13 protein-coding genes are annotated in these 16260 nt (G+C 37.9%); all 13 read right to left on the reverse strand.

Features of this window, described 5'->3' with window-relative positions; translation table 11 throughout:
• Window positions 1–218: 218 nt before the first annotated feature.
• The 13 genes from pnp to BM350_RS01980 all read right to left on the reverse strand — a co-directional run bounded on the left by pnp (window position 219) and on the right by BM350_RS01980 (window position 16248).
• Window positions 219–2372, reverse strand: a complete 2154-nt coding sequence (pnp, locus tag BM350_RS01920) for a polyribonucleotide nucleotidyltransferase (RefSeq protein WP_090912792.1) — start codon at window positions 2370–2372, stop codon at window positions 219–221.
• Window positions 2373–2532: 160 nt separating this feature from the next.
• Complete coding sequence (gene rpsO / locus BM350_RS01925) at window positions 2533–2802, reverse strand: 30S ribosomal protein S15 (protein ID WP_090912790.1); 270 nt, start codon at window positions 2800–2802, stop codon at window positions 2533–2535.
• A 100-nt stretch (window positions 2803–2902) separates the two neighbouring features.
• On the reverse strand, window positions 2903–3874 hold the full coding sequence (ribF, locus tag BM350_RS01930) for a bifunctional riboflavin kinase/FAD synthetase (protein ID WP_090912789.1): 972 nt from the start codon (window positions 3872–3874) through the stop codon (window positions 2903–2905).
• Between the two features lie 43 nt (window positions 3875–3917).
• The gene (gene truB / locus BM350_RS01935; protein WP_090912787.1) at window positions 3918–4841 is read right to left on the reverse strand and encodes a tRNA pseudouridine(55) synthase TruB; all 924 of its coding nucleotides are present in this window, start codon (window positions 4839–4841) and stop codon (window positions 3918–3920) included.
• Between the two features lie 78 nt (window positions 4842–4919).
• On the reverse strand, window positions 4920–5276 hold the full coding sequence (gene rbfA, locus BM350_RS01940) for a 30S ribosome-binding factor RbfA (protein ID WP_017151269.1): 357 nt from the start codon (window positions 5274–5276) through the stop codon (window positions 4920–4922).
• A 16-nt stretch (window positions 5277–5292) separates the two neighbouring features.
• Window positions 5293–5574 (reverse strand): DUF503 domain-containing protein, encoded by a 282-nt coding sequence (locus BM350_RS01945; RefSeq protein WP_035428961.1) that lies wholly within the window; start codon window positions 5572–5574, stop codon window positions 5293–5295.
• Window positions 5571–7637: a translation initiation factor IF-2 gene (gene infB / locus BM350_RS01950; protein ID WP_090912785.1), complete on the reverse strand. Its 2067-nt coding sequence runs from the start codon at window positions 7635–7637 to the stop codon at window positions 5571–5573. The genes BM350_RS01945 and infB overlap by 4 nt, the downstream gene beginning before the upstream one ends.
• A gap of 4 nt (window positions 7638–7641) precedes the next feature.
• Window positions 7642–7953 (reverse strand): YlxQ family RNA-binding protein, encoded by a 312-nt coding sequence (locus BM350_RS01955; RefSeq protein WP_090912784.1) that lies wholly within the window; start codon window positions 7951–7953, stop codon window positions 7642–7644.
• Window positions 7954–8226 (reverse strand): RNase P modulator RnpM, encoded by a 273-nt coding sequence (locus BM350_RS01960; RefSeq protein ID WP_020059150.1) that lies wholly within the window; start codon window positions 8224–8226, stop codon window positions 7954–7956.
• Window positions 8227–8237: 11 nt separating this feature from the next.
• A complete protein-coding gene (nusA, locus tag BM350_RS01965; protein WP_090912780.1) occupies window positions 8238–9338 on the reverse strand; it encodes a transcription termination factor NusA in 1101 nt (366 codons plus the stop codon).
• A gap of 17 nt (window positions 9339–9355) precedes the next feature.
• Window positions 9356–9826: a ribosome maturation factor RimP gene (gene rimP / locus BM350_RS01970; RefSeq protein WP_090912778.1), complete on the reverse strand. Its 471-nt coding sequence runs from the start codon at window positions 9824–9826 to the stop codon at window positions 9356–9358.
• A 340-nt stretch (window positions 9827–10166) separates the two neighbouring features.
• A complete protein-coding gene (locus tag BM350_RS01975) occupies window positions 10167–14468 on the reverse strand; it encodes a PolC-type DNA polymerase III (RefSeq protein WP_090912775.1) in 4302 nt (1433 codons plus the stop codon).
• Window positions 14469–14550: 82 nt separating this feature from the next.
• The gene (locus BM350_RS01980; protein WP_090912773.1) at window positions 14551–16248 is read right to left on the reverse strand and encodes a proline--tRNA ligase; all 1698 of its coding nucleotides are present in this window, start codon (window positions 16246–16248) and stop codon (window positions 14551–14553) included.
• Window positions 16249–16260: the final 12 nt, after the last annotated feature.

Genomic DNA, 16260 nt, shown 5'->3' on the forward strand with positions numbered 1-16260 from the left:
TCTTCCATCCACCGACTAATAGTTAGTCCGATTTCCCTTCTATTCTTTTGATGTACTCTTCGTTAAAACAAAGTAATCAAAAGTTTCTTTTCTTATCATTGTTAATTTAAACGTTCTCATTAAAACTATACTCTGTTATATACAAAAAACCTTGAGATATATCCCAAGGTTTTTTACATAATAAAAAAGCTAAGGGAATCCCTTAGCTTTTCTTTTGCTTATTCTTGTTCTTGCTTTGCAGCTTCTTTTTCTTGCTCTTGCTTTGCAGCTTCTTTTTCCTGCTCTTCTTTAAGCAATACTTTTCGAGATAAGTTTACACGACCTTGTTTATCGATTTCGATAACTTTTACTGAAATCTCATCACCGATTTTCACAACATCTTCTACTTTCCCTACACGTTCAAGTGCTAATTCAGAAATATGAACAAGACCGTCTTTACCACTGAATAATTCAACGAAAGCACCAAATTTTTCAATTCGTTTTACTTTCCCTAAATAAATTTCACCTACTTGCACTTCACGAACGATATCTTCGATAATTTTCTTCGCTTTTTCGTTCATCTCTTGATCAATAGATGAAATAAAGACTGTACCATCTTGTTCAATATCAATTTTCACGCCTGTTTCTTCAATAATCTTGTTAATTTGCTTTCCACTTGGTCCAATAACATCACGGATTTTGTCCGGATTAATTGTCATTGTCACAATCTTAGGAGCATATTGAGATAACTCCGTACGTGGCTCAGCAATAACAGATAACATATGATCTAAAATGTGCATACGTCCAACTTTTGCTTGTTGCAATGCTTCTTCTAAAATTTCACGTGATAACCCTTCAATTTTAATATCCATTTGAAGTGCCGTTACACCTTGAGCTGTACCAGCTACTTTAAAGTCCATATCACCTAAGTGATCTTCCATACCTTGGATATCCGTTAAAATTGTGTAGTGCTCACCAGACTTCACAAGTCCCATTGCAATACCAGCAACTGGAGCTTTAAGCGGAACACCTGCATCCATCATCGCTAAAGTGCTACCGCAAATACTTGCTTGAGAAGTAGAACCATTTGATTCTAATACTTCTGATACAAGACGAACTGTATATGGGAAATCTTTTTCAGATGGAATAACAGGTTCAAGAGCACGTTCACCTAACGCACCGTGCCCAATTTCACGACGACCTGGTCCACGCATTGGTCTTGTTTCACCAACACTAAAGGATGGGAAATTATAATGATGCATGAAGCGTTTGGACTCTTCTACACCAAGACCATCTAAAATTTGCACATCGCCTAATGCTCCTAATGTACAAATACTTAATGCCTGTGTTTGTCCACGTGTAAACAAACCAGAACCATGCGTACGAGATAAAATCCCTACTTCTGATGCTAGAGGACGAATTTCATCACCTTTACGACCATCTGGGCGGATTTTTTCAACTGTAATAAGACGACGTACTTCTTCTTTTACAATTTTATATAAAATCTCATTTACTTGTCCTAATGTTTCAGCATCAGCTTCTTGCGCCTCATAATGCTGGATAACACGCTTTTTCACTGCATTAATTGCATCTTCACGCGCATGTTTTTCGTGCACTTGAATTGCTGAATGCATATCTTGCTCTGCCATTTCACGTACAACTTGATCAAGCTCAGCGTTCACTTCATATAACTGAACTTCCGTTTTTTCTTTTCCAACTGCTTGTACAATTTCTTCTTGGAATGCAATCAAACGTTTAATTTCTTCATGGCCAAACATAATCGCTTCTAACATCGTTTCTTCAGGCACTTGATCTGCACCAGCTTCTACCATGTTAATCGCATCTTTTGTTCCAGCAACAACAAGGTGAATATCACTCTTCTCTTGTTGTTCAACTGTTGGATTCATAATAAATTCACCGTCAATACGACCAACTGTCGCACCAGCAATCGGGCCTTCAAATGGAATATCTGAAATCGATAATGCTAATGAAGAACCAAGCATAGCTGCCATTTCTGAAGAACAATCTTGATCTACACTCATTACAATGCTGACAACTTGTACTTCATTACGGAAACCATCAGCAAAAAGAGGACGAATTGGACGATCGATTAAACGGCTCGCTAAAATCGCTTTCTCACTTGGACGACCTTCACGTTTAATAAAGCCGCCTGGAATTTTCCCTACTGCATATAAACGTTCTTCATAGTTTACTGTTAGTGGGAAGAAATCTACATTTTTTGCCTCTTTTGATGCAGTTGCTGTAGATAGAACTGCTGTGTCGCCATACCTTACTAATACTGCTCCGTTTGCTTGTTTTGCAAGCTGACCTGTTTCAATCGTTAGCTGACGACCAGCCAAATCTATCGAGAAGACTTGCTTTTCCTGACTCATTTAAGTACCCCTCTCAATTTAAAATATTCAATTCTTCTATGTAAATGGATAATATATCACAATATTCTTCCTCTAGTATTACCGAAAATACAGTAAGCTATCAAGAGTAGAAGATATATTTTTACCTAACAAAAAAGCGGGAATATTCCCGCTTTTTTGACTATCGACGTAATCCAAGCTTTGTGATTAGTTCACGGTAGCGAGTGATGTCTGTGTTACGAAGGTAAGTAAGTAAGTTACGACGTTTACCAACCATCTTTAAAAGACCGCGACGTGAATGATGATCTTTCTTGTGAGTACGTAAGTGCTCATTTAGAGTGTTAATTTGCTCCGTTAGGACAGCAACTTGAACTTCTGGAGAACCAGTATCAGTCTCATGAGTTCTAAATTGTGCAATGATTTCATTTTTACGCTCTTGTGTTAAAGCCATCCTATTTCACCTCCTAAGTAATAAATCCCCAATTACCTAGCAAACGTCGGTGAGTCGTAATGCCAAGCAATGGTTATTGTAAAGTACATAAGATAGAATACTACTTTTCATTAGAAAAAGCAAGTATATTCTTTCCCATACTAAAATATTCTTGTGCTGTTTTTTTATCTTTTGCAATTTGGGTAACTAACTCATCAATACCATTAAATTTTTTCTCTTCTCGAATACGCATATGCCACTCAACAGTAACAACCTGATTATATATATCCTCATTGAAATGGAATAGATGCACTTCAATAGACAATTTACGTTCATCTTCTTTAAATGTTGGTTTATAGCCAATGTTACATACGCCATCATGCCACTCATCATGAACTTTTAATCTTGCCGCATATACACCAACAGGTGGTAGAAGGTATTCATCGCTCAAAGCTACATTAGCTGTTGGAAAGCCAATTTGACGTCCACGTTTATCTCCGTGCACAACCGTTCCTTCTACTGTATAAGCTCTACCTAAAATAGATGGAATTTGTTCCATTTCCCCATTTCGAATCAGTTTTCGTAATGCCGTGGAACTTACTTTTTCTTCTTGAAATTCAACTTTTTCAATCACAGTCTGGGTAAACTCCCCTCTTGCATGAAATGGTAAAGTCTCCATCGTCCCTTTTCCTAAACGTCCATATGAATAGTCAAAACCTGCTACTACATGCTTTACATTTAGCCCAATAATATATTCATCTACAAACTGTTGTGGCAATAATCCAGCAAATGATTCATCGAATTTCACCACATATAACATATCAATCCCTAAATCTGCAATTACTTTTTCTTTAATAGATAACGGTGTAATATACTCCACATGCGCTTCTTTTTTCCCTAACACAACAGATGGGTGTGGATGAAACGTTATGACAGCACTTTTATATCCTCTTTCATCTGCTACTTTTTTTGCTGTTCGAATCACACGTTGATGCCCTAAATGAATGCCATCAAAAAATCCTAATGCCATTACAGTAGGTGGTAATTCTATTTTATTTTGTTCGTGTGGATGAGTTAAATGAATGAGTTTCACGCTTGAATTCACCTTTTTCTGTAATAATCCTTCCAATTATTCATTATAGCTGTAGTTCTTGATTATTCACAAGTACTTTCATCGGTTTCAACATACCTGGATGCTTTGGATGATGTTCATAAATCGCTAAGCAGCGTTCATTTTCATCAAAAATTGTAATGAATGGCGCTGTCACTTGTTCTTTATTCGGTAAAAACATACCATTCTTCACTTTTTCTGCTTGTTCCCTACTTACAACCATTTTTGGAAACTTACGTAACGCTTCATCAATCGAAATGAAAATAGAATCTACCGTTCCATTGTGCACGTTTTGCTCAATTTCTTCAAATGATATGCAATCTTCTAATTTAAACTCTCCTGATGCTGTTCTCACAAGATCGGACATATGCGCTGGAAATCCCAGCTTTTCCCCAATCATAACAGCTAATGTTCTTACATATGTTCCTTTACTACAAGTCACACGAAAACGGAAGGAAATTGTCTCCCCTTCAAATAATTCACGGTTATCAAGTAAAGTGAACTCATGAATCGTAATTGTACGAACTGGACGCTCTACTTCTATTCCCGCCCTTGCATATTCATATAGTTTCTTTCCATTCACTTTTACAGCCGAATACATTGGTGGTACTTGTTCGATTGTTCCTGTTAAGGCAGCTAATACTGATTCTACTTCTTGACGTGTAATAACACGATTGACATCTTGTTTTTCAACAACTTCACCTGAAGCATCTTCTGTAGTGGTTGAAAATCCTAGCGTAACTTCACCTTCGTACGTTTTTGTTTCACTCGTTAAAAATTGTGCAATTTTCGTAGCACGTCCTACACAAATTGGTAATACACCTGTCACATCTGGATCTAAAGTCCCGGTGTGCCCTATACGTTTCTCTCTTAATATTTTTCTTAATTTAAATACACAATCATGTGATGTCATCCCTTTTGGTTTATGTAATAGCACTACACCTTCCATATATTCACCTCATCGTTATACTTTTTGTATGTCAAACTTACTTCAGATTGAAAAAATGGATAGACAAATGTCTATCCATTATTCTTCACGTTTACCGTCTTTATTAATTTCATGTAAAAGTGTATCAATTCGATGACCGTATCCAATCGATTCATCAAATTCAAAGGAGATTTCAGGTGTTTTTCGAAGACGAATACGCTGTCCAATTTCGGAACGAATAAAGCCTTTTGCCTTCGCTAAACCTTTTAATGTATTTTCTTTCTGTTCTTCGTCTCCTAAAACAGAAATGTATACTTTGGCAATTTGTAAATCTCCACTCACTTGTACATCTGTTACTGTCACAAATCCAACACGCGGGTCTTTAATTTTACGACTAATAATGTCGCCTAATTCTTTTTTCATTTGTTCGCCCACACGGTTTGCACGTAGTTTCATAACCATTTCACCTCATTCAATACCATTCCAATTGTGTTATCGTACGTTCAATTTCAGGAAATGAATCAATGTAGGCAAGTACACGATCCATTTCTTTTTCGCACACAACACGATTTGAGGATACGGAAACAATCGCAATTTCTGTACGTTGCCATACATCTTGATGTCCTACTTCTGAAACAGATACATTGTAACGCTGTTTTACACGAGTTAAAACACGCTGTAAAATTGCTCGTTTCTCTTTTAAAGAATGCACATCATAGATTATACATTCGAATGAGAGTGAAGCGATGATCATCGCTTCACTTCTTCCATAATGTATGCTTCAATGATGTCCCCTTCTTTAAGATCATTATATTTCTCAATTGTAATACCACACTCATAGTTTTGTGCAACTTCTTTTACGTCATCTTTGAAACGTTTTAACGTATCAAGTTGTCCTTCATAAATAACTACGCCGTCACGAATGATACGCACGCCGCTATCACGTGTAATTTTACCGTCTGTTACGTAACATCCTGCAATTGTTCCAACTTTCGTTACTTTGAACGTTTGACGAACTTCTGCTTGACCAATTACTTTTTCTACGAATTCAGGATCTAGCATACCTTGCATTGCTGCTTCGATCTCTTCGATTACTTTATAAATAATGCGGTGCAAACGAATATCAACGTTTTCTAATTCAGCTGTACGCTTCGCGTTGACATCAGGACGTACGTTAAATCCAATTACAATTGCATTAGATGCAGAAGCTAAAATAATATCAGATTCTGTAATTGCACCTACGCCAGTATGGATAATTTTCACTTTTACGCCTTCAACATCAATTTTACGAAGTGATGCTGCCATTGCTTCCACAGAACCTTGTACGTCTGCTTTCACAATCAAGTTAATTTCTTTTACATCGCCCTCTTTAATTTGTTGGAATAAATCTTCAAGGCTTAATTTAGATTTTTCACCGCGCTGTGCAAGCAATGCTTGTTGTGCACGTGATTCACCGATTTGACGTGCTTTCTTCTCATCGGCAAATGCCATAAAGCGATCGCCTGCTTGTGGCACTTCGTTTAAGCCTGTAATTTCAACAGGAGTAGACGGACCAGCAACTTTTACACGACGCCCAATATCATTTACCATCGCACGAACACGGCCGAATGATGTACCAACAACGATTGGGTCTCCTACTCGAAGTGTACCGTTTTGAACAAGTAATGTCGCGATTGTTCCTTTACCTTTATCAAGCTGTGCTTCGATTACTGTACCAGTTGCATAGCGATTTGGATTTGCCTTATATTCTTCTACTTCACTTACAAGAAGAATCATTTCTAACAAGTTGTCAATTCCTTCATCTTTAATGGCAGAGATTGGTACGAAGATTGTATCGCCGCCCCAAGCTTCTGGAACTAACTCATATTCAGTTAATTCTTGCATTACACGATCCGGATTTGCTGATGGTTTATCCATTTTATTTACAGCAACAATAATTGGTACTCCAGCTGCTTTCGCGTGGTTAATCGCTTCAACTGTTTGTGGCATAACACCGTCATCAGCTGCTACAACTAGAATTGTAATATCTGTAACTTGCGCACCGCGTGCACGCATTGTTGTAAATGCTGCGTGACCTGGTGTATCTAAGAACGTAATTTTTTTGTCATTTACTTCAACTTGGTATGCACCAATATGCTGCGTAATTCCGCCCGCTTCACCAGCAGTTACTTTTGAATTACGAATAGAGTCAAGTAATGTTGTTTTACCATGGTCAACGTGTCCCATAATTGTAACGACAGCCGGACGTTCTTTTAAGTTTTCTTCATCGTCTTGCTCGTCCATAAACGTCTCGAATTCTGTTTCACTAACAATTACTTCTTCTTCTACTTCAATACCATAATCACTAGCAATTAGCTCAATTGTATCTTTATCTAAATCTTGGTTAATTGTTGCCATGATTCCAAGCATAAAGAGCTTTTTAATAATTTCAGATGGCTCTTTACTTAATTTTTTCGCAAGTTCGCTTACTGAAAGCGTACCAGAGAAAGTGATTTTGTCCGGTGTTTCTACCACTTGCGTTTGTTGTCTTCCAGCAAAGTTTTCTTGACGTTTGTCTTGATTCCCTTTGCCTTTTTTCTTATTCTTATTGCTGTTCTTTTTGCTACGAACAACTTTTTCCTCTACTTCAAACTCATCTGCAACAGAAGGTTTTTCTGCTCCATCATTATATTGATTATCTAACTTGTTTACTACTTCATCGTCTAACATCGTCATATGATTCGAAACCTCAATATTCATTTCTTTTAGTTTTTTAATAATATCCTTACTTGAGATATTGTGTTTTTTTGCATATTCGTGTACTCGAATTTTACTCATACCTTCACCCCCGGTAAGTTATATCGAGCATGCTAAGCAGCTTCTTAGCAAAGCCGTCATCTAACACCGCTACAACGACTCGTTCTTCTCTCCCAATCGCATGCCCTAATTCTTGTCGATTTTCGACCTTTCTCATTGGTACGTTGTAGAACGTTGTTTTGTCCGTAATACGCTTTGTTGTATTTGCTGACGCATCTTCAGAAAGCAATACGAGCTTTGCTTTACCACTTCGAACTTCTTTTAAAACAAGCTCTTCACCCGATATAATCTTTCGGGCCCGATTAGCCAGCCCTAAAAACGATTTCCAATTGGACACTTACTTCGACTCCTTCTCAACAAGCTCGATTAGCTCTTCATAAAGAGAGTCATCAATTTTCGCTTTTAGGTGATGTTCCAAAACATTTTTCTTTTTCGCCTGAGAGATGCATTCTTTATCTTTTGACAAATATGCACCGCGTCCTGATTGTTTGCCTGTTAAATCAATCGACACGACTCCCTCTTTGGAACGAACAATGCGAATGAGCTCGCGTTTTGATTTCATCTCTTGTGTTACCACACATTTTCGTAACGGAACTTTTCGATTGCTCACGTTCATCACCTCTATTCGATTTCATCTTCAGCAGAATCGAATGCGATTATCATATCTTCTTCTGTTAAAAGTCCTAGTTGTTTCGCATCAGACTCGCTTTTAATATCAATTTTCCAATTCGTTAATTTTGCTGCAAGTCGCGCATTTTGTCCACGCTTACCAATTGCTAAGGAAAGTTGATGATCTGGAACAATTACAGTAGTTGCTTTGTCTTCTTCGTTTACAAGCACTTTTACAACTTGTGATGGACTTAGTGCATTTGCTACATATTCCACTGGATCATTTGACCAGCGAACAATATCAATTTTTTCCCCTTTTAGCTCATCTACAATGCGTTGTACACGTTGTCCTTTCGGTCCTACACAAGAACCTACTGGATCTACATCTACATTTTCAGAGTACACAGAGATTTTTGAACGATCTCCTGCTTCACGTGCTACAGAACGAATTTCTACAGTTCCATCATAAATTTCTGGCACTTCAATTTCAAATAAACGCTTTAAAAGGCCTGGATGCGTACGTGATACATAAATTTGCGGTCCCTTTGTTGTTTTCTCTACTTTTGTAATGAAAACACGGATGCGATCATGCGGTTTGTACTGTTCGTTTGGCATTTGCTCGCTTACTGGTAAAAGTGCTTCTACTTTCCCTAAGCTTACATAAATAAAGCGAGCATCTTGACGTTGTACAATACCAACCATAATGTCTTCTTCACGGTCGCTAAACTCAGAATAAATCACGCCACGTTCTGCTTCACGTACACGCTGCGTCACAACTTGTTTTGCTGTTTGTGCTGCAATACGCCCGAAATCTTTTGGCGTTACTTCAATCTCTAATACGTCGCCCTCTTGATAGTTTGGGTTAACTTGTCTTGCTTTTTCAACAGAAATTTCAAGACGTGGGTCAAATACATTTCCCACTACATCTTTACGCGCTAATACTTGAATAGTTCCAACTTCAGGATTGAAGCTAACGCGAACATTTTGCGCTTGATTGAAATTTCGTTTATAAGCAGAAATTAAAGCTGCTTCAATAGCATCAATAATAATATCTTTGCTAATACCTTTTTCTTGTTCTAATACGAGCAAAGCATCTAACAACTCAGTGCTCATGAAGATCCCCCTTCTTACTAAAACGTAACTGCAAGTCGCGCATTGGCAACTTTATCCATCGGAATTTGGATTTCTTTTTTACGTGTTTTAATTGTTAATAGTAATGTAATCATTGTTCCATCATATGCAAGCAACTTTCCTTCAAACATTTTCTCACCATCGATTGGCTCGTATGTTTTAATTGCAACTTGTTTGTCTACTGCTTGCTGGAAATCTTTTTCTTTCTTTAATGGACGCTCCGCTCCTGGAGAGGATACATCTAAAAAGTAAAGATGAGGAATTGGATCCTCTTTATCTAAAGCTTCACTTAACCGCTCACTTACCGCACCACATTCCTCAATATCTACTCCTGTATCAGAGTCAATGGATACGCGTAAAAACCAATCTTTTCCTTCTTTCACATACTCTACATCTACAAGCTCAAGGCCAAGCTCTTCGACAATTGGCTGCGCAAGTGCTTCAACAACTTCTGTAACTTTCTTATCCATAAACAGCCTCCTTTCTGCCGCCATGTAACAGTTGAAAGATTTCATCCTGCGTACTTTTAACCAATGCAGTTTGTATATTCTTTCTCGTTAGCTAACAAAAGCCCCTGCTAATAAGCAGGGAATATCTGTCTTAGTATTACCAAATTTAAGAAGTAAAACTTGTAACAAAATATGTATATACGACAGAAGCGTCTACGAAAATTTTAGACGCAGAAACGTAGATAGTAAAACGAAAGAGTGGGTTTCCCCACTCTTTTTTTCACAAAATATACATGACATGGTTATCTCGCTATCTAGTATAGCATAGTGACCATAGTTTTGCAAAGACTTTTCCTACCTATTAGAACAGTGATAACTGGTTTTGATCTGGAAGTTCTCCTAAACAACCTTGACTATCTAAATACTCAATAATTGTTTTGGAAATCTTACTGCGCTGTTGTAAATCCTCTTTCGATAAAAACTCGCCATTTTCACGTGCTGCTATAATGTTTAATGCAGCATTTGTACCAAGACCAGGTATTGCATTAAACGGCGGAATTAATGTATTCCCATCAATAATAAAGTCTGTTGCACTAGAGCGATATAAATCAACTTTTTGGAATGAATAACCACGTTCACACATTTCAAGTGTCATCTCTAATACTGTTAGTAAGCTTTTCTCTTTTGGAGATGCATCTAATCCTTTTTGCGTAATTTCATCAATTTTAGCACGGATAGATGCTGAACCTTTTACCATTGCATCTAGATCAAAATCATCGGCACGAACAGTAAAGTATGCTGCGTAGAATAAGAGTGCAAAATGCACTTTAAAATACGCAATGCGCACAGCCATGAGTACATATGCTGCCGCATGGGCCTTAGGGAACATGTACTTAATCTTTTTACATGAATCAATATACCATCCCGGCACATTATTATTGCGCATTTCTTCTTCCCACTCTGGAGGTACACCTTTCCCTTTACGCACAGATTCCATAATTTTAAACGCTAAAGATGGTTCTAAACCTTGGTAAATTAAATACACCATAATGTCATCACGACAACCAATTACTTCACTTAATGTACATGTACCATCATAAATGAGTTCATTTGCGTTTCCAAGCCATACATCTGTACCGTGAGATAGTCCAGAAATTTGGACAAGCTCTGAGAATGTCGTCGGCTTCGTTTCTTCTAACATTTGGCGAACGAATTTCGTACCAAATTCCGGGATACCAAGTGTACCAGTTTTACAGTTAATTTGTTCCTCCGTTACACCAAGTGATTCTGTACCCGAGAAAATTTTCATTACTTCTGGGTCATCAGTTGGAATCGTCTTTGGGTCCACTCCACTTAAATCTTGAAGCATACGAATCACTGTCGGATCATCGTGTCCGAGTATATCAAGTTTTAATAAGTTATCATGAATAGAATGGAAATCAAAATGTGTCGTTCTCCATTCCGCCTCTAAAGAATCTGCTGGAAATTGAATCGGTGTAAAATCAAAGACATCCATGTAATCCGGCACTACGATAATACCACCTGGATGTTGCCCTGTTGTTCTCTTAACACCCGTACATCCTGCTACAAGGCGATCTACTTCTGCCCCTCGTATCGTTAAATTATGGTCTGAAGCATAGCCTTTCACATAACCATACGCGGTCTTTTCGGCAACGGTCCCTATTGTTCCAGCACGATATACATTATCTTCACCGAACAGTACTTTCGTATAGTTATGAGCACGAGGTTGGTATTCTCCTGAGAAGTTCAAATCAATATCCGGAACCTTATCTCCTTTAAAGCCAAGGAACGTTTCGAACGGAATATCATGACCGTCTTTTTTATATGCAGTTCCACAGTTTGAACAATCTTTATCAGGTAAGTCAAATCCAGAACCGACTGAACCATCATTAAAGAACTGCGATTGCTTACAATTTGGACAAACATAATGCGGCGGCAATGGGTTTACTTCTGTAATTTCCATCATTGTCGCAACAAATGAGGAACCAACCGAACCACGTGAACCAACAAGATAACCATCAATAAGTGATTTCTTTACAAGTTTATGCGAAATCAAATAAATAACAGCAAATCCATGTCCAATAATACTTTTCAATTCTTTTTCCAAGCGGGCCTCTACAATTTCTGGAAGTTCATCACCGTAAATACTTCGAGCCATTTCGTAACTCATATCCCGCGTTTCATCATCTGCACCTTCGATTTTTGGCGTGTAAAGGTCATCTTTTACAGGCTTTACTTCCCCAATCATCGATGCAACTTTTTGTGTATTTGTTACAACAATTTCTTTTGCTTTCTCTTCGCCTAAGAAGGAGAAGCATTCTAACATTTCATCTGTTGTTCGGAAATACACAGGCGGCAATGAATGACGATTTAATGGATTCGCTCCGCCTTGCGAACTGACTAAAATTTTCCGATACATTGCATCTTCTGGATTTATATAATGAACATTTCCTGTTGCAACAACAGGCTTATCTAACGTTTCACCTAACTTTACTAAGTTAGAAATAATTGTTTTTAATTGACCTTCATCACGAACGAGCTCAAGCTCTACCAAATGTCGTAACACTACCGGAGGCATAACCTCAATGTAATCATAAAACTGGGCAATTTCTTCTACTTCTTCCGGTGCCTTTTGCATCATCGCTTCAAATACTTCACCTTTATCGCAAGCTGTACCGACTAATATACCTTCGCGATATTTCTTTAATAAAGAACGCGGAACACGGGGTACACGATAGAAGTATTGAAGATGCGCGTAAGAAACAAGTTTATATAAATTTTTCAGCCCTTCATCCGACGTTGCAAGAAGCGTCACATGACTTGGACGTCCACGTTTATACGCATCTCCTTGTCCCATACTGTCATTTAACTGATCGTGATATTCAAAGCCTTTTTCAATTACATTTTTCAGCATTTTCACAAGCAAATAGCCCGTTGCTTCTGTATCATAAATCGCACGGTGATGTTGTGTTAATTCGATATCAAGCTTTTTACATAACGTATTTAAACGATGGTTTTTCATCTCTGGAAATAAGAAACGAGCCAACTCTAACGTATCAATAACTGGATTTTTCGGTTTTTCTAATCCGCTTTTCTTAAATCCAACATTTAAAAATCCCATATCAAAGCTTGCATTATGAGCGACAAGTGTATGATTCCCCATCCACTGTTCAAACTTTTTAAATACTTCTTCTACTTCTGGTGCATCTGTTAGCATATCATCTGTAATACCAGTTAATTCAATGATTGTTGCTGATAACGGTTGATGTGGATTTGCAAAGGATTCAAAACGATCAATAATCTCTCCACCCTTTACTTTCACAGCAGCAAGCTCAATAACTGTATCATATACAGCTGATAATCCTGTTGTCTCAACGTCAAATACAACATATGTTTCGTCTGCCAGTAATCGATGTTCCTCATTATAAGCAATTGGCACACCGTCATTCACAAGGTTCGCTTCTACACCAAAAATCACTTTAATCCCCGCTTTTTTTCCAGCAGAATACGCTTCAGGAAAAGCTTGTGCAACAGCATGATCTGTCACAGCTACCGCTTCATGTCCCCATTTTGCTGCTTGACTCACAAGTGTAGATACAGAAGTTACAGCGTCCATTTGGCTCATCGGTGTATGCATATGAAGTTCTACCCTTTTTTCTCCTTCATTTGCTTTATCTTTCCGAGACGGACCTGTTATTTCATTAATGTCGTTTGCAATCATGACCAAGTCTCGAACGAACGTATCATTTTGAATCGATCCACGCGCTTTTACCCACATTCCTTTTTTCAAGGATTGTAAGAGTGGAATATCTTCTTTATCGCGTGAAAACATTTTAATCATAATAGAATCGGTGTAATCCGTTATTTTTAATGTCAATAATGTACGTCCACTACGAAGTTCTTTTGTTTCCACATGGAAGACATAACCTTGAACAGTTTTTCTTCTTTCTTCATCTTGAATTTCACGAAGTGGTGTAATCTCCTCATCAGGCTTAATGAGATAACCGAGTACAATCGGCCCTTCGTGTACAACATCACTTTCTTCCGCTTGTTTCTTGGCCATTTCTTCCATGGCTTGTATAACACGCTGACGATCCTCTTGCTGTGTTTGTTCACGAAACTTTTGAACTTCCTCTTCATTTTGTTTTATATTTGTTTCTAGCTGAAAACGAGGAAATCCAAAAACTTCATATTGGTCTCCGACTGGCTTCGCAAGATTTTTTTTTAGTGCAGTAGATTCTAAATCATTATTCACATCAAGTAACAACTTCACTCCGTTTACATGCGGAAGTTGCTTTTTTAAATACGCAAACATAGGCGAGAAAGTAATTCGATCTGTACAGAGCGGCCAATACGCCTTGACCTCTTCTTCCGTAAATTGCTTATTCTCTGTTTCTAGTGAAAATGATGTTTTTGCAATATGAGAAAATGACTGCTTAAGCTGTGTTTCAAGCAATTCATATAATTCTGTTGGTAAAATACGTGGTACTTGTAAATCAAAATGCCAACTCTTATTTGTTTTATCAACAACTAACCTTTGAATGCCACCACCTTGTAAATATTGATTGATAAGGTCTTCAGGCATTTGTAACTGCTCAAGCAAAATTTGAAATCGCTCTTGTTGTTCGTTTGTTAATGACATAAGCAACCTCCTTCCATCTGCTATTATAAATTGAAACGTTCCACAAAGAAAGAGAAGGTACCTCATCACGAGGTACCTCTTCTTATTTTAAAATATTTGCAATGTATGTGTGAAGTTCTTCGACTTTCACTTCTGCAGATTCATTTGTTGCACGTACCTTTACTTCAACAATACCTTCATCAGCTTTTTTACCAACTGTTACTCGGACTGGAAGACCAAATAAATCTGCATCAGCAAATTTTACACCGGCACGCTCTGCACGGTCATCTAATAACACTTCATATCCTTGCTCTTGTAATGAACTGTAGATATTTTCGCCTACTTCACGCTGTGCATCAGATTTCATATTTACTGGAATCACGTGTACATGGAATGGTGCAACTGCTTTTGGCCAAACCAAACCATTCTCATCATTAAATTGCTCAGCAATAGCCGCAACTGTACGAGATACACCAATTCCGTAGCAGCCCATAATAATCGGCTGCGTTTTACCATTTTCATCTAAGAACGTTGCATTCATTGATTCACTATAGCGAGTACCAAGTTTAAATACATGTCCCACTTCAATACCACGAGCAAAACGAATTGTTCCCTCGCCGTCTGGGGAAAGATCTCCTTCTTGGATAAAACGTAAATCTGTATATTGGCTTACTTTAAAGTCACGTTCTGGGTTTACATTCACGTAATGGAAACCTTCTTCATTTGCTCCGCAACATCCATTTACGATAGCCTCCACCGCATGGTCAGCAATGATTTCTACTTCTGCTGTGCCAATTGGACCTAAAGAACCTACTTCACAGTTTAACAACTCTTTTACTTCTTCATGCGATGCAAGTTCGACAACAGAAGCACCATATAAGTTTTTCAACTTAACATCGTTTACTTCATGATCTCCGCGAACAAGCACAACGATAAACTTCTCGTCTACTTTAAAGACCATAGACTTAATACAATTTGTTGCTTCAATATTTAAGAACGCACATACTTCTTCAATTGCTTTTTGATCTGGCGTCGCTACTTTTTCAAGCGCTTTTTCTACTTCATCACTCTTTTCATAAGAAGCAATAACAGGTGCCATCTCAATATTTGCAGCATAATCAGATGTATCAGAGTATGCAATTGTATCTTCTCCTACATCTGATAATACCATAAATTCATGCGTATCTTTTCCGCCCATCGCTCCAGAGTCAGCAATAACAGCACGGAAATTTAAACCGCAACGTGTGAAAATATTAGAGTACGCCTGGAACAGACGATTATATACTTCATCTAAACTCTCTTGCGTTGCATGGAAAGAATATGCATCCTTCATTAAAAATTCTCTTCCACGTAACAAACCAAAACGAGGTCTTTGCTCATCACGGAATTTTGTTTGAATTTGATAAAGTGTCAAAGGTAATTTCTTATATGACTTAATTTCGTCACGTACAAGATCAGTAATCACCTCTTCATGTGTTGCACCTAAAGCAAACTCACGGTTATTACGATCATTCATACGCATTAATTCTGAACCATATGAATACCAGCGGCCAGATTCTTGCCATAATTCAGCTGCTTGAAGAGCTGGCATTAACAATTCTACAGCACCAGCTTTCTCCATTTCTTCACGAACAATACGTTCCACTTTATGCAACACTTTCAGACCAAGCGGTAAAAAACTATATATGCCTGAAGCATTTTGACGCATAAATCCTGCGCGCAATAGAAGCTGATGACTTTTAATTTCTGCATCAGCTGGCACTTCACGCAGTGTAGGACTAAATACCATACTTTGTTTCATTCTATAGCACCT

Origin of the sequence: Bacillus sp. 103mf (assembly GCF_900116295.1) — a bacterium.
Lineage (GTDB): Bacteria > Bacillota > Bacilli > Bacillales > Bacillaceae_G > Bacillus_A > Bacillus_A bruguierae.

What these genes read in the sequence shown, in the direction of transcription:
- pnp (WP_090912792.1), bottom strand. Translation starts at nt 2,372, where the DNA reads ATGAGTCAGGAAAAGCAAGTCTTCTCGATAGATTTGGCTGGTCGTCAG.
- rpsO (WP_090912790.1), bottom strand. Translation starts at nt 2,802, where the DNA reads ATGGCTTTAACACAAGAGCGTAAAAATGAAATCATTGCACAATTTAGA.
- truB (WP_090912787.1), bottom strand. Translation starts at nt 4,841, where the DNA reads ATGGAAGGTGTAGTGCTATTACATAAACCAAAAGGGATGACATCACAT.
- rbfA (WP_017151269.1), bottom strand. Translation starts at nt 5,276, where the DNA reads ATGAAACTACGTGCAAACCGTGTGGGCGAACAAATGAAAAAAGAATTA.
- BM350_RS01945 (WP_035428961.1), bottom strand. Translation starts at nt 5,574, where the DNA reads ATGATCATCGCTTCACTCTCATTCGAATGTATAATCTATGATGTGCAT.
- infB (WP_090912785.1), bottom strand. Translation starts at nt 7,637, where the DNA reads ATGAGTAAAATTCGAGTACACGAATATGCAAAAAAACACAATATCTCA.
- nusA (WP_090912780.1), bottom strand. Translation starts at nt 9,338, where the DNA reads ATGAGCACTGAGTTGTTAGATGCTTTGCTCGTATTAGAACAAGAAAAA.
- rimP (WP_090912778.1), bottom strand. Translation starts at nt 9,826, where the DNA reads ATGGATAAGAAAGTTACAGAAGTTGTTGAAGCACTTGCGCAGCCAATT.
- BM350_RS01975 (WP_090912775.1), bottom strand. Translation starts at nt 14,468, where the DNA reads ATGTCATTAACAAACGAACAACAAGAGCGATTTCAAATTTTGCTTGAG.
- BM350_RS01980 (WP_090912773.1), bottom strand. Translation starts at nt 16,248, where the DNA reads ATGAAACAAAGTATGGTATTTAGTCCTACACTGCGTGAAGTGCCAGCT.